Source organism: uncultured Campylobacter sp. (assembly GCF_937996225.1).
Taxonomy (GTDB): domain Bacteria; phylum Campylobacterota; class Campylobacteria; order Campylobacterales; family Campylobacteraceae; genus Campylobacter_B.
Map to the genome: position 1 here is coordinate 16,338 of NZ_CALKTC010000017.1, position 22,977 is coordinate 39,314.

The window sequence follows — 22,977 nt, forward strand, 5'->3', positions numbered from 1 at the left end:
AATGTTTTTTAAAAAAAAGCCCAAGCGGAGCTTAAAAGGCGCGCAGCGCCCCTATACGAACGGAGCGGATTATACGGACACGCAAGGCAAATATTCAGACGCAGACTTTGACGAGGACGATTTTTTTGACGATGATGAATTTTATAGCGATGAAAATTTTGGCGGAGGCTTTAGCGAGGTAGAGGCTGGCTTCCGCAAAAATCACAACGGAACCTCACACGGCGTAGACGAAACAGGTTCTGCCTCTGAAGCCACAAGCAGCAGCTCTAATTTAAGTGGCAAAAGCTTTGCTGCAAGCGGAAACTACGAAGGCAGCGCGCAAGCAGACGCGAGCTTTTACAGCGCGGAATTTATTGGAGGCAGCGATTTAAAGAGTGTAGAATTCTATGCAGAAGAGAACCGTTTCCCAAACGACGCGGATTTTGCGGCTCAGAGCGTAGAGCGCGGCTCTCAAGGCACGAGTTTTGCGGCGCAAGACATAAATCCTGCCACGCAAGAATTTTCTTTTATGCCGCAGAACGCAGATCCTGCCGCTAAAAAAGCTTTAAAAAAGCGTAAAAATTTAAAAGAACGGCTGAATTTTATCAATCCGTTTTCGCCGCTTAAGCAGATTTTTGCAGCTCTTGCGCTGATCGTCTGCGTCGTTTTTGCGGGCATCTTTGTGGGTGACGTGCTATTTGGCAAGCGATCGTTTGAAGTGCTGCGCCAGCTGCAAAAAGAAAAGGCGTTTTTATTCACCGACGTTGAGCGGCTAAAAGAGGAAAACGCCGAGCTGCAAAAGCTTTATTTAGAGCGTCGATCGCTCGATCCGGACCTTAAAAAATGAAAAAAATTTTTTTGCTAATTTTAGGTCTTTGCGCTTTTTTAAACGCAGAGAATTTAAATAGCGCAAATTCAAACGCTACGAAACCTAGCATCACCGCGGTAAAAGAGCAAAATTCTACCGATTTGGCGATTAAAGAGCCAAAAACAGGTGCGCAAAGCCCAAATGCTAAAAAGCAAGCTGTAATGAAAGCCGAAACATCTAAAAGCCCTACCGCAGCAATGCAAAAAAGCGCTGCAGAAGCAAATTCTAGCGTCAAAGTAAGCGTCGCCAAAAAAGCCGTGAGCACACAGCTCTCGCAGACCGAAAAAAAAGCTCCTGCGCTCAAAGCGGGCATCGGTGCTCCTTCGCAAGCCATGAAAACCGAACTGAACTCTTCTGCGCAGCCTTCGGCTACGACGCTTCCGCCTCCTGATGAGTTGCCGATCATGCCGGAAGTAAGCGAGCCAAATTCTACGGTGCAAAACTCCACTGCGCAACAAAACGCGCAATCTGCTTCGCAAAATTCCAATCCGGCGCAAAGCTCCGCCGCCACGCCACAAAATATTCCCGCGCCCAAAAATTTCACGCAGCAAACTTTTGCGCTTCCTTCAGACGCTCTTACGATCGAAAGCCTGATCGTGCGATATAGGGACGACGACGGGGCTCTGCACGAAAAGATCGTTGATATCAATCGCTCGATTGATTGGCACGATGATTTCGTGCTAAGCGCGAGCGCCAAACCCGCGCTACATAGGGCACTGGACGTCTCGGTTACTTCGACTGATCCAAATTTACAAAAGCAGGTCTCGCAAAGTGGCATCACGCCTAGCTTCGCGCCGCGCCTAGAGCTACCGCTAGAGACGCTTAAATTTGACGACGGATTAAAATTTGTCATCCGCAAAGACAGCGTGCAGCTCATCACTGCAGACGATTTCAAAAGCTCTGACGCAAATGTTTCTGGCACGTTTGAAGCGGAGTTTTGGCGCCAAGAGATCCCGCTTAGCGGTGCGAGCTTTGCGGTGAATATCGGCGGCTTTAGCGACATCAACGTCACCAAAGAGGACGGCTACTACCGTATCGGCGTGCGCTCGCGCGAGGGCAACCTCAGCATCAGACGCAAAGATGGCGGGTATTTGATTTACAAAAATTCTAATTAAGGAGAGACTATGACACATTTAGAGATTATGAAATTTCGCCACGCGTGCAAAATTTTTGACGAGAATAAAAAAATCGGCAAAGCCGATTTTGACGCCATTTTGCAGGCAGGCATCTTAGCACCTAGTTCTACGGGGCTAGAGCAATGGGACTTTTTGGTTGTGCAAAACAAGGCGTTGCGCGAGCAGATCCGCGAAAAATCGTGGAATCAGCCGCAGATCACCTCTTGCTCACATCTGGTCGTGATTTTAGCAAAGATCAAGGACATAAAGCTAGGAAGTGATTATATCGAGCGAATGATTACGCGTAAAAAAGATGAAGCGCCTAAATATATCGGCGACAGGCATAAATTTTATCAAGATTTTTTAAGCGGTTATTTTCACAACGACGATGAGGAGCTATTTAATTGGTCGCACGCGCAGTGCATGTTCGCAGCACTTGCGATGATGAACGAGGCCGCAAGCCGCGGCATCGACAGCTGCCCGATGGAGGGCTTTGATCGCGCAGCGCTAAATAAAATTTTAGGCATTGATTGGAACGATCGCCGCGTGGCGCTACTCGTACCTTTCGGCTACCGCGTAAACCCACAGCCGCAAAAGATCCGCCGCAGCATGGATGACGTAGTAAAGTGGATCGAATAAGCTGGCAAGCGCTTTTGAAGCGCTAAGCTCGAGGCGCAATAAATTCCAAAGTCTAGTGCGCGAAGCGGTACGCGCATTTTTTAGAAATTTACCGCGCTTTAGCCTTTTTTCTCGCCCGCAAATCTTGTGCGGCGAGATTTAAAATTTTATAAAATCACCGAAAATTTAAACGAAGGAGCGAGCGTGAAAAAAATGTGGGAAGGGCGCTTTAGCGGGGCGAGTTCGGCGCTTTTGGAGGAGTTTAACGCCTCGATCGGCTTTGATAGGGCGCTTTGGCAGGAGGATATCGCAGGCAGCAAGGCGCACGCAAGAATGCTGGGCGCCTGCGGGATTTTAAAGCCTGACGAGAGCGAAAAGATCGTAGCGGGGCTTGACGCCGTGTTTGAGGAGATAAAAAGCGGTAAATTTGAGTTTAAAACCGCCGACGAGGACATCCACATGGCGGTCGAAAAGCGCCTAAGCGAGCTCATCGGAAGCGATCTTGGCGGTAGGCTGCACACCGCGCGCAGCAGAAACGATCAGGTCGCGCTTGATTTTCGCCTCTACGTGCTTAAAAGCGGCGCTGCGCTCGCCGAAAAAATCCGCGAGCTAGTAGAGGCTCTGCGAGATATAGCTAGCGGGCACGCAGACACGCTGATGCCCGGCTACACGCACCTTCAGCACGCCCAGCCCGTGAGCCTTGCCTATCATCTGCTCGCTTACGCGTTTATGTTTCGCCGCGACTACGAGCGCTTTGCCAGCTCGCGCGAGCGAAACAACCTCTGCCCGCTGGGCTCGGCTGCACTTGCCGGCACGCCGCATCCGATAAATCGCGAGCTAGTCGCGCAGCAGCTGGGGTTTGCGGGAGTGACGCCAAACGCGATGGACAGCGTCAGCGACCGCGATTTCGCGCTTGAGATTTTGTTTAACGTAAGCGTACTGATGACGCATGCGTCGCGCCTGTGCGAGGAGCTCATCTTGTGGAGCTCGCAGGAGTTTGGCTTTGTCACGATCAGCGATGCCTACAGCACGGGTAGCTCGATCATGCCGCAGAAGAAAAACCCCGACGTCGCCGAACTCATCCGCGGCAAAACTGGGCGCGTAAACGGCAATCTCGTCGCGCTGCTAACGGTGATGAAGGGGTTGCCGCTAGCTTACAACAAGGATATGCAGGAGGACAAGGAGGGCGTTTTTGATAGCGTCGCTACGGCGCTTGCGAGCCTTGAAATTTTAAAACAGATGCTAAAAACGGCTAAATTTAACGAGCAAAATATGCTCGCAATGACGCGCCGCGGGCACCTCACGGCGACCGATCTGGCGGATTATCTCGTGCGGGAGAAAAATGTGCCCTTTCGCCGGGCGCACTTTATCACGGGCAAGGCCGTGGCGTATGCTGAAAATTTGGGCCTGGATTTGAGCGAGCTAAATGCGCAGCAGCTTGCAAGCGTGGATGAAAGCTTGGGCGCGGGTGCGGTTAAATTTCTTGATCTAAACGCTTCTAAGGAGGCGCGCAAGTCGCAAGGAGGTACGGCGAACGAGAGCGTGGCGGCGCAGATTGAAATTTTAAACGGGTGGCTGAAGGGCTAAATTTAAGGAGCTAAGTACCGCACGGATGCTCGGGCGAAATTTGGTGCTAAGTTTGGGCGAGGCGGTATCGCTTGTGACCTGCGAAATAGACGGATAGGGCCCGATATTGAAATTTGAGGGCTAAAGCGGCGAAATTTTAGAATTTCGCAGTCGTGTCTTTAAATTTGAAACTTCGGCGGTCTGTGTGGAGCGGGCTAGACGGTAGTGTTTTAAGCACTCGCCGCGGGTAATTGCTGCGTAAATTTAAAATGACAGCGCGCCCTAAACTGGCTTTAGAGCAGGCGCTTGAGGTTATAAAGTTAAATTTAAAAGACCGAGTCGGCGCAAAGTGGAGTGCTTGGTTACAAATTTAGGCATGAGATAAAATTTTAAAAAAGCGTGCCGCCGCTAGGTTGTTTAAGTGCGACTGAAAAACGCGCGTGGGTCTCGCGGCAGGTTTTTATCGGCGCCGAAGGCGGCGCGGAGTAGAATTGAATTTGAGCTCAAAGATTAATGACGGCGGATCGGATTTTTCGAGAGTGGAATTTAATCGAAGCAAATTTAAACATGGAGGGCGTTTTGATATATCTGGTGTCTAATACGAGATTTGAGCATCCACAGGTGAGGCAGCTTGCGGTTTGCGAGATAAAATTTCTCAAATTTAGCCTGCCTGCGCAGATCGGCGCGCTAATTTTTACCTCCAAAAATGCGGTAGCGGCGATAAAATTTAATGAAATTTCGCCTGATTTAGATATCCCCGTTTACGCTATCGGCGAGCCGTGCGCTGCGGCTGCGCGCGAGTTTGGATTTCGCGGCATTTATACGGCGCGGCACGGGCACGGAAACGAGTTTGCCGCGGAGATCGCGCCGCTTCTAAGGGGTAGAGACGCACTGTATCTGCGCGCGAGGCAGACGGTATCAAAGCTGGAGCAAATTCTATCTAGCGCCGGCGTGCGGCTGCAAAGCGTGATCGCCTATGAAAATTGCGTCCTTAGTCTGCCTGCCGCCGCAAAGCCGCCGCAAGGCAGCACGCTGATTTTTACCTCGCCTAAAAACGTCCGCGGCTTTACCGCAAATTTCGGCTGGGACGGGGGCTACAGGGCGATCTGTATCGGCAGGACGACGGCGAGCGTTTTGAGCGAGTTTTGCGAGCCGATAATCTGCGAAAGAATGTCGATAAAATCCTGCGTCGATCTGGCGCTTTTGCCATAGTTTAAGCAAATTTAGACTATAATTTTGCCCAAGCCTGGGTGAAGCGAGAGCGTTTTATATGAGGGTTCAACATATTTGTATAAGCGACGACGTGAGAGGTCCGTGTGACGCGGCTCGGCTCGAGCTTTTTTAAAGTTACGGGTTGCGACCTAGAGATTTTTCCTAGTTGCAAGATTGGCTTTGTTTGAGCCGATTCTTTTTACGCAACGCTCACTTGGGTTTTTTACGTTACGGAGGCTTCATTGAATATCCTAATAATCGGCAGCGGCGGTAGAGAATACGCGATCGGGCTAAGACTTCGCGAGGATAAAAACGTTTTAAATCTGTATTTTGCTCCGGGAAACGGCGCTACGAAGGCGCTCGGTAAAAATTTAGATTTAAAAGATTTTAATGAGCTCGCGCTCTTTGCCAAAAACAACGATATAGCTCTTACCATTGTGGGCGCCGAAGAGCCGCTTACAAAAGGTATCGTGGATATTTTCAAAGCGCAAGGTCTTGCCATATTCGGTCCTAGCGCCGCCGCGGCGAAGCTTGAGGGCTCCAAAGCCTATATGAAGGACTTTCTGGCGCGAAATCATATTAAAACCGCAAAATTCCTAAGCAGCAACGATCTATCCGAAATTTCAAAATTTATCGATACCCTAGACGGTCGCGTCGTGGTCAAAGCGGACGGCCTGTGCGCGGGCAAGGGCGTCATCATCGCAAATTCCAAAGATGAAGCTAAAAAAGCCGCCGCGGATATGCTAAGCGGCGAAAGTTTCGGCGAAGCGGGCAAGCGCGTCGTCGTGGAGGAGTTTTTAGAGGGCTTCGAGCTGAGCTTTTTTGCGATCTGCGACGGGGAGAATTTCGTAAGTCTGCCCGTAGCGCAGGATCATAAAAAGCTGCTTGACGGCGATCTGGGTCCGAACACCGGCGGCATGGGAGCTTATGCGCCAAGCCCTTTGGCGGATACCGCGCTGATAAAAAGAGTACAGAGCGAGATCGTAGCGCCTACGCTAAAAGGGATGAGGCGGCGGGGTGCGCCCTTTTGCGGCGTGCTGTTCGTGGGGCTTATGATCGTGGGCGGCGAGCCTTATGTGCTGGAGTACAACGTGCGCTTCGGAGATCCGGAGTGCGAGGTTTTGATGCCGCTAATTGACGGAAATTTGAGCGAAATTTTATACAACGCCGCCGTAGGCAAGCTAAACAGCATAAGCTTAAAAAAGCGATTTGCGGTAGGCGTCGTGATGGCTAGCGAGCGCTACCCTTACGGCTCTTCGCAGCCTGCTTTGATCGAGGTCGGCGAAATTCCCGCGGGAGCGCATATCTGCTATGCAGGCGTGAGCGAGCGGGACGGGCAAATTTACGCTAGCGGCGGACGTGTTTTGGTAAGCGTGGGTGTCGCACAGAGCCTAAAGCAGGCGCGGGACGCGGCTTACGCGCTGTGCGAAAATATAAAATTTAGCGGCGCGCAGTATAGGCGCGATATCGCGTATCAAGCCTTAAGAGATAAAATTTGATCGTCGCTCCGCTTGGCAAGCGCGTAATCGCATTTGGTATCGATGAGATCATCTTAGCGACGCTTTTTACTATCGTGCTGCTTGTCATCGACGAGCCCGAGATCATGGCTGCGGCGCAGAGCGGAAGCAATCTTGAGGTACAAAAGATCGCTTCAAAATTCATTTTGCATTACGCGATAATAAAATTTTTATATCAGGCGATTTTTGTCTATCTATACGGCGCGACGCTAGGCAAGCTCACGGTTAAAATTTATTGCGTCCGCGCTGGCGGCGGCGACATGGATATCGCTACGGCGGCGATCCGTGCGGCGGTTAGGTTGATAAGCGAGATGATCTTTTATATGGGATTTTTGGTGGCGCTTTTTACGAACTCGCGTCAGAGCCTGCATGATATGGCGGCGAAAACATTGGTGGTAGAGATTGAAAAAGAGTAAAAAATTTAAAATTCTAGCGCTTAGTTTTAGCGCTCTTTTAGTAAGTAGTGTGAGCGCAAAGGTCCAAGACGTCGAGCTTATAGCAGATAATGTCGAGAAAAACGGCTTTTTGACGGAGGCTAGTGGCAACGTAACGGTGTATTCGCAGGACTACTTCATCACCGCCGATCGCGCTACATACGACGAGCAAAACGGCATCATTGAGCTTTTTGGTAACGTCAATGCGATGCGCGGCAGCAGCGAAACCACCCGCGCCGAATATGTCAAAATCGATCTGAAAAACGACAAGCAGCAAGCCGACGTAAATTTTATGATGGACAAGGACTCCGAGCTTTGGATGCAAAACGACGCCAGCTGCAGCGATAGCGAGTATTACCGCGTGGAGGGCTCCAGCGTATCTAGCTGCAATGTCACCGATCCTGATTGGCGTATTAAATTTAGCAGCGGCATGCTAAATAAAGAGAGCAAATTCCTCCATCTTTTTAATCCAAGATTTTACGTAGGTGATGTGCCGGTGCTCTATCTGCCGTATTTCGGCTTCCCGACCGACCGTACGCGTCGCACGGGCTTGCTGCCTCCCGAGGCCGGCTACATCAGCAAGGAAGGGATTTACTACAAGCAACCGATCTATTTTGCGCCTTACGATAGCTGGGATTTTCAGCTCGATCCGCAGGTGCGCAGCAGAAGGGGCTTTGGCGTATACGGGACATTTCGATTTACGGAGTCGCCGTATTCTTACGGCGAGATTAGAGGCGGAGTTTTCGATAACTTCTCGAGGGCGCAAAAACGCCTTGAATACAAAAACGAGCGCCATCACGGCTTTGAAGTTCAATACGATCGCAGCAAGCTTGCAACCTATCTGCTAGATGGCGATCTGCGCGAAAATTTATGGATCGATTTTACTCAGCTAAACGACCTTGAATACTACGATCTGAAGGAAAAGGGAGGTCTTGGCAACGATGCGGATAACTCGCTCGTAACTTCACGGCTGAATTATTATTTGACCTCAGACGAGCACTATTTTGGCGCTTACGGACGCTACTACATCGATACAAGCAAGCTAAACGCCGATAATACTTTCCGCAACGAAGATACCGTCCAAGAGCTTCCGACGCTGCAATATCATAAATTTAGCAATGATTTGGGGCTGCCAAATTTGATCTATTCGCTTGATGCAAAAGCGCGTAATTATACCAGATGGGAGGGCGCGACTGCTCGCCAATACGAGTTTGACGTGCCGATTAGTATAAGCACGCCACTACTGGCGGATTATTTAAATTTCGCCTTTACCGAGCGAGTGTATATGACTAATATCGATTGGCACGATAAATTCTACTACGCAAACGGCGATCTTGGCGAGGATAAAAGCACTTTCTATGCTAATCAATACACCGAGCTTTCACTCTACACCGACGTAGCCAGGGCTTACGATAGCTTATATCATACGATGAGCTGGAGGGCGGATTTTAGAATTCCCGGATGGCAGCAAGGCGACATCGAGGATAGAATTTTAAAGTATCATCAGTATAAATACGACCTTGCTCGCGGTGCAGTAGATCGCTCGCGGCTAGGTAACTTGCAAGACTCGCTTTATTGGGAGGATAACTTCTTAAGCGAGCTTAGTGACGAATACACCCACGAAAATGCAGCTTTAAGTATGACGCAGTTTTTTTATAATGAAGACGGACGTAAATTCTTACGCCATAGTGTCAAGCAGCGATATGACTTCGATGATCACGAGTTCGATGATTTAGAACACCGCATCGATGCGTATTTTGCAAATGGGCTAAATATCGGAAACCGCTTTACCTACTCACATAAATATAAAAGCTTCGATAAGGTCTATACCTACGCCAACTACTCCAACGACGATTTTAGCTTTGGACTCAGCCACGCTTACGAATACGAAAAGCTAAGCATGGAGCCTAAACGCTATACGAAAGATAACTACAGCATCGTAAATGCTTCGGTAAATTTGCCTAGGAATAATAAAATTTTTGGGCGTTGGGATTACGACTTAGAGCGATCTTATTCTAAAATGTGGCGCGTGGGGCTTTCTCATACGCGCAAGTGTTGGAATTACTCTTTTGTGTATCAAGAGGATATCGAGCCTAAAAATACCAGTACGACTGGCTATAGCAAAGCAAGCAAGGAGCGCGGAATTTACTTTCTCGTAAATTTCTATCCGTTCGGCGGAGTAGGGTATGATTTTTCGGTCGATAGCGAATACGGAAGCGAAAAATAATGACGCCTAGAGCTGAGCTGATGTTTGAAAACCAAATCGACGCCGCGATGAAACTCGCAGAAATTTTACCCGCTACCGTGATCAAAAACGAAAATTTTCTGATAATCGCTCAATCCCTGGAGTCGCTTCCTATCGCAAACCATCTTGCTCTAAAACTAGGGCTTGCTTATGAGTTTTTATTCACAGAGCCTGTTTTAGCGCCAAATAATCCTGAATGCGCGATCGCGTGCGTAAGCGAAACCCAAGAGATCGTGATGGTAGATGAGCTCGTGCGAAGCTTCGGCATCAGCCTGGATTACGTTTACGGGCAGGCGAACAGACTTTATGAGGAGAAAATTTTAAAAAACATGTATAAATTTCGCAAGGGCGAGCTTTTGGGAAATTTAGAGAAAAAAAACGTCATCTTGGTAGATGAGGGGTGTGAGAGCGGGCTGACTGCACTTACTTGCATAAAGACGCTCGTAAGCTTAAACGCCAAAGCGATCTTTTACGCTACGCCCGTTATCGGTAGCGATAATGCAGATGAGATCGCCATGCTAGTAGATGGAATTTATGCCGTTCACAAGATCAGAGACTTTGTGAATGTGGATTTTTATTACAAAGAAAAAACGCTCTCAAGCACGGAGGAGATAATGCAAATTTTAAACAAATGCCCGCTTTATCTGCCGTTTCACGAGACTAACAAAAATAAGGAGAAAATTAATGCAGTGCAAAATTGAAGTAAATGGCAATACCGAAATTTTCGATATCAATAAGGTCGCAAAGCAAGCCGCGGGCGCGGCGCTTTTGCGCGTAAAAAATACCGTCGTGCTAGCTACCGTAGCGCGTGAAGAGACGCAGGTGCAGGAGGACTTTTTGCCCCTTACCGTGCAGTATATCGAGAAGATGTACGCGGCGGGCAGAATCCCCGGAGGCTACATCAAGCGCGAGACCAAGCCGGGCGATTTTGAGACGCTAACCAGCCGCATCATAGACCGCTCGCTGCGCCCGCTCTTTCCAAAAGGTTATGCGTATCCGACGCAGATCGTAGTTTACGTGCTATCGGCAGATCCCGAAGTCGATCTGCAAGTCGTCGCTCTTAATGCGGCGTCTGCGGCGCTGTATCTTAGCGACATCCCGATTAAAGCGCCCGTTTGCGGCGTGCGCATAGGTTATCAAAACGGAAGCTTCATCTTAAATCCGAGCAACTCCGCGCTTAAAGCTAGCGCGCTCGATCTTTATGTAGCGGGCGTCGGCGATGAGCTTTTGATGATCGAGATGCGCTCCTTGCCGCAGATTAATGGCGGCGCGCAGCAGATGAATGAATTTAGCGAAGATCTGATGGTAGATGCGATCGATTTTGCCGCAAAGGCGATAAGCGCAGGTTCAAACGCTTACGAAGAGGCTTTTTTGCCGCTTAAAAAGCCTGATGCGAGCCTAGAGTATAAACCCGAGATCGAGGATGAGGATATTGCGGACTTCATTGACGCAAATTATAAAGACGCCGTTAAAGCGGCGATCAATCAGATGGCAAAGAGCGAGCGCGCTACCGAGCTAAACAAAATCGTAGATCAAATTTTAACTACCGAGGTCGCGGCGCAAAACGAATGGAGCCAAGAGGTGATCTCCAGCGTCATCGGCAAGTATAAGCGCGGCATCATCCGCGCGCAGATCATCGAGGATCGCCGCAGAGCCGACGGACGCGCGCTTGATGAGGTGCGCCCGATCAGTATCGAGACAAATATCCTGCCGTGCGCGCACGGAAGCTGCCTATTTACGCGCGGGCAGACGCAAGCTTTGGTCGTCACCACGCTGGGCGGCGATAGCGATGCGCAGCTAAGCGACAGCCTAACGCAGCTCGAGCCGATCAACGATAAATTTATGTTTAACTACAACTTCCCGGGCTTTTGCGTCGGCGAAGCAAGTCCGCTCAGAAGCCCTGGCAGACGCGAGCTAGGGCATGGAAATTTAGCCAAAAGAGCGCTATATCCGAGTATCGATCTAAACTCGCCGCAGTCTATCCGCGTGGTGAGCGAAATTTTAGAGAGCAACGGCTCAAGCTCGATGGCTTCGGTCTGCGGCGGCGCACTTTCATTGCGCGCAGCGGGCGTGCCTACGCTAAAGCTCGTCGCGGGCGTGGCGATGGGCTTGATTTTTGAGGGCGAAAAACACGCTGTGCTAACCGACATAATGGGGCTTGAGGATCACGACGGCGATATGGATTTCAAGGTCGCGGGCACCTACGAGGGCATCACCGCGCTTCAGATGGATATCAAACTCGGCGGCATCAGCCTGGAGGTTTTAAAAGAGGCTCTAGCGCAGGCAAAGCAGGCTCGCGCGCATATTTTGGGCATAATGGAGCAGGCGGACGCAGCGATCATCATAAATGAAGATGTGCTTCCGAAGCTTGAAATTTTTAGCGTCGATCCGAGTAAAATTCCCGACATCATCGGTCAGGGCGGCAAGGTCATCAAAGAGATCACCGAAAGTTTCGGCGTAAATATCGATCTGGATCGCGAAAAGGGCGAGGTCAAGATCCAAGGCGCAAAATCGGGCGGCGTATCGGGCGCGAAAGAGAAAATTTTATCGATAGTCTCAAATTCTCGCGATTTTCGCAAGCCGCGCAATGAGCGCAAAGAGGTAAAATTTCAGATCGGCGAGGAGTTTGACGGCGTGGTGCAAAGCGTGCTGGATTTCGGTACCTTCATCTCGCTACGAGACGGCGTGGACGGGCTACTGCGCGCTAAATTTATCACGACGCCTTACAAGGCGGGCGATGTGGTGCGAGTGCGCGTGACCGATCAGAAAGGCACTAAAATTTCACTGGAATTAGCTTAAAATTTTAATAGGAGTATGAGATGCAGCTTAAAAAGATTTTTTTCCCTATCGGCGGCGGCGAGGAGCTGGCAGAGCGCATACGCGGAGCGCTGCTCGTAAATAAATTTTTCGGTACGCACATCAACATAATGGCGTGCCAGCTCGATCCTAAGATGATCTACAACGTCCGCATGACGCTAAAAGGCGGCGTGCTGATGGAGGAATTTTTAAAATCCGCGGGCGATGAGATGAGAGCGGAGCGCGAGGAGATCAGGGCGATATTCGACGCCGAATGCGCCAAGCTCGATTTGGATCAAAACGACGACGATCACGTCCCAAATAGCGCCGCTTTGAGGCATATGGTGGGCATCCGCTCCGAGCTAGTGGAGAAATACTCCAAATATTGTGATTTGGTGCTGGTTTCGGTGCCGCCTACCGGCTCTATCACGGGCACGTTCGAGGCGGCGGTCACCAAAAGCGGCAAGCCTTGCATCGTCATACCGCGCAAGCTGAAGGAGTTTAGGGCGGATAAAATTTTGGTCTCGCTTACCGGTACTGCGGCGTCTGCGCGAGCGCTCGATAATTGGCTGGGGATTTTACAGCATGCCAAATCCGTCACCGTCATCACCGCAAACCACTATCTTCAAGACGATGTTTCCGAAACGAAGCGCCGCATAAGCGATTATTTGGCTCTGCACGACGTTAAAATCGACGTTTTCGAGGCACTGAACGTCGAGGGCAAGATCCCGGGGCAGGTGTTGCTAGAGTACGCCGATGCGGGCGATTTCGACCTCATCGTCGCGGGCTTGCACTCAGACAGCGGCATCAAGGAGATATTCCTAGGCGGCGCGTCGAAATACTTCCTGCAAAAGACCAAAATTCCGGTCTTAATGTAGCTTAAAGCTTAGGCGCCGTGTCGCGGCACACCGCCCGTACCGCGTCTAAGCTTAAGTCGGCTTTTAAGTGCCGCAAGCTAAAGCTTAAATTTTAATCGGCTCGTCGTGACTTTGCTAGTCCGTCCGCAAATCGCGCGGTTTGTCATTTTGCGGATGGGTTACGATTAATTTTCGCCGCTAGCTTTGCTGACTAGCCGCTTTTGCTTTGCTACGGCTAGCGGAGCAAATATATCCGCGGCGAGCAGAGTTAGCGGTCGCGGCAAGCTCGTAGGTCTACCTTTAAGCGCGGCGAATTTAGAATTTCTATGCTTGCCGTTTTCGGCTGCGTCGCGGATTTCGCATAAATTTGCACTTGAAATTTCCGCTTGCACGCTAAATTTTAAATTCCAAGGAGCGCAGATGGCGTTTGAAAATGCAATTATCACTAAAGAGGATGATGAGAAGTATGGATTGAGTGAAATATTTTATAAATATAATCCGCCGTATAAAGAATTTATTAACAAACGAAAATGGACTATTGACAAAAGTAGAAATTGTTGGATGTGGTGTCTTTATAGCTTTCCTAGTAATGAGTTTGATCATGCGCTTAGTACAGAGACTATTTGGATTCTATATTATAATGATGAATTACTAGAGGTAATTATGGATTATGAAATTATTATAAACAGAACTTTAAAACCAGAAAAATTTCATAGAATCTGGAAACTCCTAGATTTAAAACCAAATCATACGCAAAATCTTAGTAAGCAAGATATTTTGTATTTACTAAAAGAAATTTTAGAGGTATATAGAGATCGTGATTTGTTCGGAGAGGAGCCAAACTACACTATGGAACTCCAAGATCTAACTGATCATAAAATCTAAAATTATTAAAATTTCTTGAGGAGGAGAGAATGGCGTTTGAAAATGCAATCATCACCAAAGAGGATGATGAGAAGTATGGATTGAGCGAAATTTACTACAAATATAATCCATACTATGAGACTTTCATTAATGAGCTCGATTGGACCATTGATCGAGATGCGGATTGTTGGCTAATGCCAGTATATAGTTTTCCTGATCCAGAATATGATCATGCAAGCCTTGCTAAAGGCATTTGGATTTTATATCATAAAGGTGAAATTATTGAAGTCACATTGGATTATATATTTGATGAAGGTAAAAAGCTTCATAGAATTTGGCAACTTTTGGAATTGACTCCAAAAACCACAAATACTCTTTCTAAAAAGGATATAGTAGCTTTACTATTCAAAATTTTGAAAGTTTATGGCTATGCCGGAACATGGCAAAAAGAAAACTACACTATGGAACTCCAAGATTTAACCGATCGCGGCGTAAAATAGAGCTTTAAATTTAACTCCATCTTAGCCCCGCATCAAATCAAATTTCATAGAATTCTAGAATTTCATAGGACTTTAAAATCCTATAATTCCAAAATCCTATAATCTTAAAATTCTAAAATTCCCGCCCTAAAATTTCTTGTAAATAAAATTTATCAAAATCATCGACGCGAGCGCCTCTATGAGCGAGGCGATGATCATCGCGAAGTATATCTCTTGCGAGATCGCGGCGGTGGAGTAAAAAAGCGTCGCCGTGGCGATGACGAGGGTTAGCGGCATAGATAGTGATAGCGCGAAAAGCACCGCGCCTTTGCGCCCCAGGGTGCTTAAAAACGTAGCGCTCGCAAGCAGTCTGATGCCAAACATCAGCGCCGCTAGGCTTACGGCGAAGCTCATCACTCCGGGCATAAGGAGCGCCTCAAGCTTGATCACCGCTCCGGTGTGTATGAAAAATATCGGCACTAAAAAGCCGAAGCCGAACGACGATAGCTTTTCGATGAGGTCGTCCTTGTGCGAGAAAAAGGTCGGCAGAAAGGTGCCTGCGATGAAGGCGCCGATGACGACCTCAAGCCCCAAAAGCATTACTCCGGCGCAGATGAGGCAAAACAGCGCCATCGCAAATCGCACGTCCTTTTCATTTTTGTCGTATTTGGGCATGATGACCGTTTTTAGCGCGGGGAACCACCAAAATAAAATTTCAAGCCCTTTAAAAACCGCAAGGGCTGCTACCGAAAAGCCCAAAAGCGCGCCGATATGAAGCACCATCTCCACGCCGAAGCCGTTTTTAAGGTAGATGCCGCCCACCGTGAGGGCGGCGATGCTAATAAGCTCGCCGATCACGCCCGCGGGCATTGCGAGATTGAGCCACGCTTGATCTTTGCCGTATTCCTTATACAGCGCCGAAAGCAGCCCGACGCTCATCAGAGGCGCTGCGATGATAAGCATCTGCGGCAGTTCAAACATCCAAACCGCAAGCGCGCTTAGGATATAAAGCAGCGCCAAAAAGATTAGGATCAGCCGCAAAATTTTGCGCGGCATCGCAAGCAGCGCGCGGAAATCCACCTCGCAGCCCGCCAAAAACATAAGGTAGCAAAAGCCGATCTGCGCGGCTAGATCGAAGGTCGCGCTTGGCGGCAAAAGCCCTAAATTTGCAGCTATGATGCCGAGCATAATCTCCATAGGCGAGAGCGGAATTCTAGCTAAGCTAGCCAAAAATGGCGAAGCAAAGATCAAAAACGATAGCGCGATTAGGATGTAAATTTCATTCATATGCTTTGGCCTCGCATCCTTTTAGATTTTCTCCGCACTGCTTTAGAATTTTTTCGCATCTTTCTAGCATTTTCTCTGGCTGCCCAGGGGCTTTTCGTATCATTTTAAGACTTCCTTTCGGTCGCTTTATAGTTCTTTGCGCTGCGAACGGAGACGAGATGCGCGCAATTTTCGCTCTTGCACCACAACACAGGCAAATCGAAAAGCCGCTTTTTGCGCCCGCAAATCTCGCCCGGATTTAGCACGAGCGCGCCGTAAATTTAAATTTGGCGCCGCTAAAGTGTTTTGATTCACTGCCATGTGGTAATAACTCACTGCTGCGTAATTTTGCCGATATGCCGCCGTAGCGTTTTTATCTATCGATACGTCGCACCAATCCATCGCCGCGGTGTTTTGATTTCTCATCGCGCTATTTTGGTGCGCCGATGTGCTGTGGCAATCTGTCGTTACGCTGCGACCATTCGCCGATGTGCCGTTTTTTGATATACCCCGCTTATCGGTAAGTCCTTTTGATTCGCCGTTGCCATATCGTCGGTAATCCATCGATGTGACATAGTGATCCGCTACCGCAGCGAAAAAACTGGTGCGATCGTAAATTTTAATATATCTGAGTGGCGTTTTGCAGCCCTCTCTCGCGGAGTTTGGCGGTAGGACGAAATTTTGCGATGAGGCGGAGTTTTGCGAGGAGGTAAAATTCTGAGGCAGCACGGAATTTGGAAGAGAAGCGGATTTTGCGCTCGGTGCCGTGAGGATAGAGCTTTGATATGCCGCCGCAAAGTTTAAATCCTGCGTGGCTTGAGCTGCGGAATTAGAATTTTGAACGGAATTCCCGCTGAGATTTTGGATAGAATTCTTACTGCTGCGTAGCGTAGATTTTAGATTGGGTGCGGCGAAGCTCGGAGAGAAATTTTTGCTCGAGATAAGAGCGCCTGGAATTTGATTAAGGATTGCGGGCGCAGAATTTTCGCTTTGGCTTCGGTCGGAATTTTTGCCGCAATAAAGGGTAAAATTTTGTGCGTCGTAGCTCGAGCTTATCGTAATAAAGCCTCGATACGCCGCCGTCAGGTAATTTTTATCTACGATGGGATTTACAGCCCCTATTTTTGTGATGGGGCTTTGATATGCCACGCCGCTTGCGACCCGTATCGGCGTAGAATTTCGCGTAGCGCCCGAGTATGGGTTTATGTCTAAATCTGCGGCGGAGAAATTTGATTTAGAATTTCGGACGGAATTTTTGCCTTCGTCGTTTGCGTCCAAGCCTGAACTTACAGTCAAATTTAAGCTCACGCTCGGTGCGGTTAAATTTATTACGTGATCCGCTACTTTAGAATTTGCGATTAAAATTTTCCCGCGATCTGCTCTGCAGTTTGAGTCTAAATTTGCGCTGCGATTTGCTTCGTCGCTTAAGCTTAAATTTTTAGCTAGGCTCGCGCCGGAATTCCTGCGAGAATCTACCGCGCGATCCGTGTCTGTGCGAAAGCCAAAATCCGCGGCGAAGCTTGGCCTGTCTGCTTCATTTTGCACCGCGGGCTCCTCGTCAAAGAGATAAAACGGATGGTGCATTATTTTTAGTCGCAGCCCGGCAAACTCCGTGCAGAAGGGCCCACCCCGTAGGTTAAACTCATTTTTTAGCTCCGCAAGCGCCTCGTCGTTGTTCCCTAAAACCGCGAAGTAGGGCTTGTCGCTTTGTCGCAAAAGCCTCAGCGTCTCGCTCTCGACGATGCCCTCTGCATGCACGAGCAGATCCGCTCCGCGCGCGAGCAGCCACTCTATGGCGCTTGCCGCGACCTCCGTTTCAGGGTGGGAGTCCGAGATGACGCCTATTATCAATCGATCTCTTCTTTAAGCTTGCACTGCGGGCACTCGGCGAAGTTGCCTTTTTTCAGCTCTTTGCGGAGCATGTATGAGTTGCCGCACTGCGGGCACGCGCGCGCAATCGGCGCGTAGTTGCTCACAAAGCCGCATTTAGGGTAGTTTGTGCAGCCGTAAAATTTGCCGCGTCTAGAGAAGCGCTCGACGATCTCGCCCGTGCCGCAGCTCGGGCACTTAACGCCGGTGGAGATGAGCGGTTTTTTCTCCTTCGCCGCGCCCTCGATTTTGCGCGAGTACTTGCACTTCGGATAGCCCTCGCAAGCGATAAACTCGCCGTATCTGCCCTTACGCTTGATCAAATTTTTACCGCACTGCGGGCATTTTTCATCTAACACTTCGGGCGCCGCCTTTTCTTCGCTCGCCCCCTCGGCGCTGGCGTCTGCGTTGCGGGAGTATTTGCACTTCGGATAGTTCGAGCAAGCGATAAACTCGCCAAATCTGCCCTGCCTCTTAAGTAGCTCGCCACCGCAGTTCGGGCATGCTTCGCCGATCTTTTCGGCTAGCTTTTGGCTTGCGATCGAGGTTTTTCCTTTGGCGATCTCGTCCATAAAAGGGTAGTAAAAATCTGCCAAAATTTGCTGCCAGTCCGCTTTGTTTTCGGCGATATCGTCGAGTTTTTCCTCCATTTTGGAGGTAAACTCGCTATCGACGATGTTTTTAAAATTTTGCTCTAGCATCTCGGTGATCTTAAAGGCGATCTCGCTCGGCACCAGGTGCTTTTGCTCGATATTTACGTAGTTGCGCGCAGTAAGCAGCGAGATGGTAGGCGCATAAGTCGAGGGCCTGCCAATGCCGAGGCTTTCGAGCTTTTTGATGAGGCTTGCTTCCGAATAGCGCGCCGGCGGCTCAGTGAAATGCTGCTGCGAGCTTAGGCTTTGCAGGCTCATCACGTCGCCCGCATTGAAGTTCGGTAAAATTTTATCCTTATCCAGATCGCCGTAAGCCTTGTAAAATCCGTCAAATTCCACCTTGCGCCCGCTGATCTTAAACGTGCCCGCTTCGCCGCGCACGATGATCGTTTGAATCTGCGAGACGCTAGGGCTCATCTGCGAGGCTACGAAGCGGTTGTAGATGAGCGCGTAAAGGCGGTATTCGTCGCGAGGCAGGATTTTTTGCGCGAGCTCGGGGGTAAGCTTTAGATCGGTAGGCCTTATCGCTTCGTGCGCTTCCTGCGCGCCTTTACTTTTGGTGGCGTATAAATTCGCGCTTTTGGGCAGATATTTTTCGCCGAAGTGCTCCTCTATGAGCTCGCGAGCCGCCGCGATCGCTTCTTTAGCGATATTTAGCGAGTCGGTTCGCATATAGGTGATCGCGCCGCCGTTTTTGGTATTGACGCCTTCGTAAAGGCTTTGCGCGAGGCTCATCGTCTTGCGCGGATTAAAGCCCAGAGCCGTGCTCGCCGCCTGCTGTAGCGTCGAGGTCATAAACGGCGGGTAGGGGTTTGTTTTGCGCGACTTGCTTTCAATACTCTCTACGCTAAATTTGTCTTTTTGCAGCGTCAGGACGATCTCGCTAGCTTGCGCCGCGTTTTTAACCGAGAGCTTTTCCATCTTTTTGCCGCGAAATTCCACGAGCTCGGCTTCCAAGTCCTTCTTAAAAACCGCGTCGATGCTGTGAAATTCTACCGGTTTAAAATTTAAAATTTCACGCTCGCGATCGACGACGATCTTGAGCGCGGCGCTTTGGACGCGACCCGCGCTTAAGCCGCGCTGGATCTTTAAATTTAAAAGCGGACTTAGTTTATAGCCCACGATGCGATCGAGCAGGCGACGCGCTTGTTGGGCGTTTACGCTTGCGATATTAAGCTTGCGCGGCGAGCTTAGCGCGTTTGAGATCGCGCTTTTGGTGATCTCGTGAAATACGATGCGCGGCAGATCCTCCGCCTGCTTGCCGATCGAAGCTGCGATATGATAGGCGATCGCCTCGCCCTCGCGGTCCTCGTCCGTCGCGAGGTAAATTTGATCCGCCTTTTTGGCGAGCGTCTTTATCTGCTTTACGATCTGATCGTGATCGGCGCTGATTTCATATTCGGGCTCGAAGCTTTTATCTTTGATTTTAATGCCGAATTTTTTCTGCGGCAGATCGCGGATGTGCCCCACGGAGGCCTCGACGTCGAACTCCGGACCCAGGTAGCCGGCGATGGAGCGCACCTTGTTGGGGGACTCCACGATGACGAGCTTGGTGGACACGTAAAGCCTTCCTCACGGGTGGTGCGCGGCTGGCCGCGGCTGGCGGGTCTGCGGGCGGTTGTCGCCGGGCCCCGGAGATCACCGCGGGATCGTGACGATCCGGGCGATCCGAGGCCCCGACGAAGGGGGACGGTGGGGAGTCGGCGCGTGCCGGCTCCCAGCCGACTGTAACGCACCACCCACCTTTTCCAACCAGGCCGTGTCCGGAAGAACGACTTTCGTCTCAGATGAGCTCGGCCAGGGCGCTGCGCACAGCCGCCAGGCGCTGAGCGGCGACGTTCTCGTCGTAGGGCAGGTGCAGCCCGCGGCACTCGGCGGCCAGCTCGGCCAGGGAGCGGACCTCGGGGAAGCCTCGGGAGGTGAGCTGGGCGACCTCGTCGATGATCGGCGAGCCCGAGGAGCCGGCCCCGCCGCCGCGCAGGTCCACCCACTGCCCCAGGCGCCGGGCCGCGCGGTCCAGGCTGGAGGTCACGGTGCGCAGGGCGTCGTTGAGCTGGGCGACCTGGGTGCTCACGGCCTGCAGCACCGGCCCCAGGCCGCGGAAGCCGGACTCCAGCGCCTCGCACAGGTCCGTCAGGGAGTGCACGGCGTCCACCTCAGTGCCATCGAGGATGGACTGGGCGAAGCGCCCCACCATGAGGGTGAGCAGGCGCATGAGGGCCACGGAGAAGCGCAGCTCGGTGACCGACTGGTGCAGGACCTGCAGACGCGAGGGCAGCCCGGTCAGCTCCGAGCCCGCGGCCCCGGTGAGCTCGGCGATGCGCTCAGCGAGCATCTGCGCCTTGGTCTGGGTGCCGTTGCCGGCGTCGTGGGAGACCAGCTGACCGATGCGCCCCACCCGCACCTCCACCGCCCGGACAGAGCCGTGGGTGGCCTCCATGGTGGTGATGAGGCGCAGGTACTCGTCGAGCTCGAAGACCAGGGCGTTAGTGTCCTTCTCCATGGCTGCCACCGTGTTGAGGATCCGGGCAACAGCGCCCAGGCTCTCGGGAGCGGCCGCCGGGACGCGCACCCCGGAGCCGACCAGGGCGGCCACCTCGCGCGGCAGAGTCGCCAGGGTCATGTCGTGCAGGGAGGAGAAGCCCAGGGCCGTCAGCTCCGTGGCCAGCTCGCGACCGCCGAACTCACCGAGCTGATGACGCGAGGCACCCCGGGCCTCGAGGTCGCGCTCCTTGGCGCGCACCCGGCGGTAGGCCTCCTCGACCTTGTTCCGGGTCTCGGCGTCCATCGGCTTGATCCGCACCGAGAGATACCCCTGACGCAGCGGCACGATCGTGGCGAAGACCCGGTAGTCCAAGCCGTCCACCGCACGGTTGGTGATATAGCCGCAAGCCGGGCGCTGGGACTGCAGGTCGTCCCAGATGAGGCGGAAGAGGCCGGCCGGCATGTCCAGGTGCCGAATGATGTTGTGCGGAGCCCCGATGAGACGCTCACGCGAGTAGCGAGACAGCGTATCGAAGGTCCTGTTGGTGTTCTGAATAACACCTTTCAGGTCCGTGGTGGAAAAGAAGATGTCCTGTGGATCGAACAAACGCTCGTACCCGACCTGCGATTCCATGGGTGCTCTCCTTCATGGTAGATGGTTCGCGGGAGCACCTCGTCGAGGACTATTTCCTTAGCTCCTCACACAGTGCCAGAAAAACCTTAATGACACGCGCGGGCCCGCGGAAGGCTGTTTATGACATTGTCACCAGTAAGTTGGGACCTATCTTGTAGATTTCTAATAACTACTCCCCCAGGTGGCTCAAGGTCTCGCGCACCGTTGCCACCCGCTCACGAATGACGGGCTCGTCCAGGGTCACAACGACACCGCGGGCCTTGGCCGCCAGCTCGGCCAGGGAGGCCGTCTCCGGGAAGCCCTGCTCGCCCACCGTGACGGCCTCCTGCAGGGCAGCCTCGGCGTCGACGCCGTCGACCAGGGCCTGGGCACCCTCGTCCTGGAGAGCGCGGATCCAGCGCTGGAAGGGCCGCTTGACGCGGTCGAGGTTGCTGACCACGGTGCGCAGGTCACCCTCCAGGCGCTCGGCCAGGTTCGCGGCCTCCTGGCAGGAGGGAACCAGCTCCTCCAGGTCGGAGAGCATCGCCTCGGCGAGGTCACCGATGGCGTCGGCGGACTCCCCCTCCTGACCGTCCAGGACGGCGGCGGCGAAGATACCGGCCATCAGGGTGTGCAGACGCATCATCGAGCTGCGGAAGCGCACCTCGGAGGCCGCCTCGTAGAGCGCGACCAGGGAGGAGTTGAGCTGGCGGAGCACCTCGACGGCCTGGGCACCGCGCTCCTTGACGCGCTCCGAGACAGTGGGGACGGAGGACTCGCCGTCGAGACTGGTCACCTCCTCCATGAGGGATCCCACGCGGTTGGCGCGGTCGATGACCGAGCGCACACCACCGGCCCAGGAGCCCAGGCCGTTGATGAGCTCCTGATACTCCCCCAGCTGGTAGATGAGCTCGTCGGTGTCCCGCTCGATCGCGGCGACGGCCTGGAGGACGGCGGACATGGGGTTGTCCGACTCTGCGCGCGGCGGAACCCGGACGCCCTCGACCACCAGCAGGGCCAGCTCGCGCGGGAGCGCGGCCCGGGCGAAGTTGTGCAGGTCGTGGTACTGGAGGGCCGCCAGCTCATCGGTCAGAAGCGCCGCCCCGTGCTCGGCGACCTCGCGGCGCCCGTGCCCCTCCTCGGCATAGGCGCGCTCGGCGGCTCGCACTCGGGCGTAGATCTCCTTGACGGGTGTGAACATGGCGTGGTTGGTCGGGCGCACGCGTACGGACAGGTAGCCGTCGGCCAGCGGAGCGACTGTGGCGAAGACCCAGTAGTCCAGCCCATCCTTGGCCCGGTTGAGCACGTAGACGCAGGAGGAGCGCCCCTGCTCGAGCTCGTCCCACATGAGCTTGAAGGCACCGGCGGGCATATCGTCGTGCCGAATAATGTTGTGCGGAGAGCCGACGAGCTCTTCGGCGCTGTAACGGGACAGCGAATCGAAGACTCGATTCGTCCTACGAATGACACCCTTGGTATCCGTCGTTGAGAAGAACAGGTCCTCGGCACCGAAGCGGCGCTCGTTGCCATCGACGTATTCCA

The 22,977-nt window shown here is 52.0% G+C and carries 19 protein-coding genes; 13 read left to right on the top strand and 6 right to left on the bottom strand.

From position 1 onward, the window contains the following. Position 1 precedes the first annotated feature (1 nt). From Q0174_RS02050 to Q0174_RS02100, 11 genes are all read left to right on the top strand, one after another. The gene (locus tag Q0174_RS02050; RefSeq protein WP_298041363.1) at positions 2–826 is read left to right on the top strand and encodes a hypothetical protein; all 825 of its coding nucleotides are present in this window, start codon (positions 2–4) and stop codon (positions 824–826) included. Next, positions 823–1,962: a hypothetical protein gene (locus Q0174_RS02055; RefSeq protein ID WP_298041365.1), complete on the top strand. Its 1,140-nt coding sequence runs from the start codon at positions 823–825 to the stop codon at positions 1,960–1,962. Before Q0174_RS02050 ends, Q0174_RS02055 begins: the two co-directional genes overlap by 4 nt. 9 nt (positions 1,963–1,971) lie before the next feature. Then, the gene (locus Q0174_RS02060; RefSeq protein WP_298041367.1) at positions 1,972–2,601 is read left to right on the top strand and encodes an NAD(P)H-dependent oxidoreductase; all 630 of its coding nucleotides are present in this window, start codon (positions 1,972–1,974) and stop codon (positions 2,599–2,601) included. A 192-nt stretch (positions 2,602–2,793) separates the two neighbouring features. Continuing rightward, entirely contained in the window at positions 2,794–4,167 is a 1,374-nt protein-coding gene (argH, locus tag Q0174_RS02065) for an argininosuccinate lyase (protein ID WP_298041392.1), read from the top strand. Between the two features lie 492 nt (positions 4,168–4,659). Next, positions 4,660–5,358 (top strand): uroporphyrinogen-III synthase, encoded by a 699-nt coding sequence (locus tag Q0174_RS02070; RefSeq protein WP_298041368.1) that lies wholly within the window; start codon positions 4,660–4,662, stop codon positions 5,356–5,358. A 242-nt stretch (positions 5,359–5,600) separates the two neighbouring features. Continuing rightward, positions 5,601–6,857 (top strand): phosphoribosylamine--glycine ligase, encoded by a 1,257-nt coding sequence (gene purD, locus Q0174_RS02075; RefSeq protein WP_298041369.1) that lies wholly within the window; start codon positions 5,601–5,603, stop codon positions 6,855–6,857. Beyond that, positions 6,854–7,291 (top strand): RDD family protein, encoded by a 438-nt coding sequence (locus Q0174_RS02080; protein ID WP_298041370.1) that lies wholly within the window; start codon positions 6,854–6,856, stop codon positions 7,289–7,291. The genes purD and Q0174_RS02080 overlap by 4 nt, the downstream gene beginning before the upstream one ends. Then, a complete protein-coding gene (locus Q0174_RS02085) occupies positions 7,278–9,536 on the top strand; it encodes an LPS-assembly protein LptD (protein ID WP_298041371.1) in 2,259 nt (752 codons plus the stop codon). Before Q0174_RS02080 ends, Q0174_RS02085 begins: the two co-directional genes overlap by 14 nt. Then, positions 9,536–10,255 (top strand): phosphoribosyltransferase family protein, encoded by a 720-nt coding sequence (locus Q0174_RS02090; RefSeq protein WP_298041373.1) that lies wholly within the window; start codon positions 9,536–9,538, stop codon positions 10,253–10,255. Before Q0174_RS02085 ends, Q0174_RS02090 begins: the two co-directional genes overlap by 1 nt. Continuing rightward, positions 10,239–12,353, top strand: coding sequence for a polyribonucleotide nucleotidyltransferase (locus tag Q0174_RS02095; RefSeq protein ID WP_298041376.1), 2,115 nt, complete (start codon positions 10,239–10,241; stop codon positions 12,351–12,353). The genes Q0174_RS02090 and Q0174_RS02095 overlap by 17 nt, the downstream gene beginning before the upstream one ends. 20 nt (positions 12,354–12,373) lie before the next feature. Then, the gene (locus Q0174_RS02100) at positions 12,374–13,228 is read left to right on the top strand and encodes a universal stress protein (protein ID WP_298041377.1); all 855 of its coding nucleotides are present in this window, start codon (positions 12,374–12,376) and stop codon (positions 13,226–13,228) included. A gap of 164 nt (positions 13,229–13,392) precedes the next feature. Here the strand turns inward: Q0174_RS02100 and Q0174_RS02105 are convergent, their stop codons facing one another. Next, positions 13,393–13,653 carry a hypothetical protein gene (locus tag Q0174_RS02105; RefSeq protein ID WP_298041378.1) on the bottom strand — a complete coding sequence of 87 codons (261 nt, stop codon included), beginning with the start codon at positions 13,651–13,653 and terminating at the stop codon, positions 13,393–13,395. On the opposite strand from Q0174_RS02105, the gene Q0174_RS02110 reads away from it, so the two are divergent. After that, positions 13,628–14,092, top strand: a complete 465-nt coding sequence (locus tag Q0174_RS02110; RefSeq protein ID WP_298041380.1) for a hypothetical protein — start codon at positions 13,628–13,630, stop codon at positions 14,090–14,092. The two genes, Q0174_RS02105 and Q0174_RS02110, sit on opposite strands and share 26 nt — an antisense overlap. A gap of 29 nt (positions 14,093–14,121) precedes the next feature. Further along, entirely contained in the window at positions 14,122–14,571 is a 450-nt protein-coding gene (locus Q0174_RS02115) for a hypothetical protein (protein WP_298041382.1), read from the top strand. 126 nt (positions 14,572–14,697) lie between these two features. Here Q0174_RS02115 and Q0174_RS02120 read toward each other — a convergent pair whose 3' ends face one another. The 5 genes from Q0174_RS02120 to Q0174_RS02140 form a co-directional block, all read right to left on the bottom strand. Further along, a complete protein-coding gene (locus Q0174_RS02120) occupies positions 14,698–15,837 on the bottom strand; it encodes a cation:proton antiporter (RefSeq protein WP_298041384.1) in 1,140 nt (379 codons plus the stop codon). A gap of 126 nt (positions 15,838–15,963) precedes the next feature. Next, entirely contained in the window at positions 15,964–17,667 is a 1,704-nt protein-coding gene (locus tag Q0174_RS02125; RefSeq protein ID WP_298041385.1) for a metallophosphoesterase family protein, read from the bottom strand. After that, positions 17,664–19,898, bottom strand: a complete 2,235-nt coding sequence (gene topA, locus Q0174_RS02130) for a type I DNA topoisomerase (RefSeq protein WP_298041387.1) — start codon at positions 19,896–19,898, stop codon at positions 17,664–17,666. The genes Q0174_RS02125 and topA overlap by 4 nt, the downstream gene beginning before the upstream one ends. 223 nt (positions 19,899–20,121) lie before the next feature. Continuing rightward, positions 20,122–21,456, bottom strand: a complete 1,335-nt coding sequence (locus Q0174_RS02135; RefSeq protein ID WP_298041388.1) for a PAS domain S-box protein — start codon at positions 21,454–21,456, stop codon at positions 20,122–20,124. Between the two features lie 169 nt (positions 21,457–21,625). Beyond that, a partial coding sequence (locus Q0174_RS02140) for a PAS domain S-box protein (protein WP_298041389.1) occupies positions 21,626–22,977 on the bottom strand: 1,352 nt, incomplete at its 5' end.

Coding starts and splice junctions, on each gene's coding strand:
- Q0174_RS02050 (WP_298041363.1), top strand. CDS start 2: ATGTTTTTTAAAAAAAAGCCCAAGCGGAGCTTAAAAGGCGCGCAGCGC.
- Q0174_RS02055 (WP_298041365.1), top strand. CDS start 823: ATGAAAAAAATTTTTTTGCTAATTTTAGGTCTTTGCGCTTTTTTAAAC.
- Q0174_RS02060 (WP_298041367.1), top strand. CDS start 1,972: ATGACACATTTAGAGATTATGAAATTTCGCCACGCGTGCAAAATTTTT.
- argH (WP_298041392.1), top strand. CDS start 2,794: ATGTGGGAAGGGCGCTTTAGCGGGGCGAGTTCGGCGCTTTTGGAGGAG.
- Q0174_RS02070 (WP_298041368.1), top strand. CDS start 4,660: ATGACGGCGGATCGGATTTTTCGAGAGTGGAATTTAATCGAAGCAAAT.
- Q0174_RS02090 (WP_298041373.1), top strand. CDS start 9,536: ATGACGCCTAGAGCTGAGCTGATGTTTGAAAACCAAATCGACGCCGCG.
- Q0174_RS02095 (WP_298041376.1), top strand. CDS start 10,239: ATGCAGTGCAAAATTGAAGTAAATGGCAATACCGAAATTTTCGATATC.
- Q0174_RS02100 (WP_298041377.1), top strand. CDS start 12,374: ATGCAGCTTAAAAAGATTTTTTTCCCTATCGGCGGCGGCGAGGAGCTG.
- Q0174_RS02110 (WP_298041380.1), top strand. CDS start 13,628: ATGGCGTTTGAAAATGCAATTATCACTAAAGAGGATGATGAGAAGTAT.
- Q0174_RS02115 (WP_298041382.1), top strand. CDS start 14,122: ATGGCGTTTGAAAATGCAATCATCACCAAAGAGGATGATGAGAAGTAT.
- Q0174_RS02120 (WP_298041384.1), bottom strand. CDS start 15,837: ATGAATGAAATTTACATCCTAATCGCGCTATCGTTTTTGATCTTTGCT.
- Q0174_RS02135 (WP_298041388.1), bottom strand. CDS start 21,456: ATGGAATCGCAGGTCGGGTACGAGCGTTTGTTCGATCCACAGGACATC.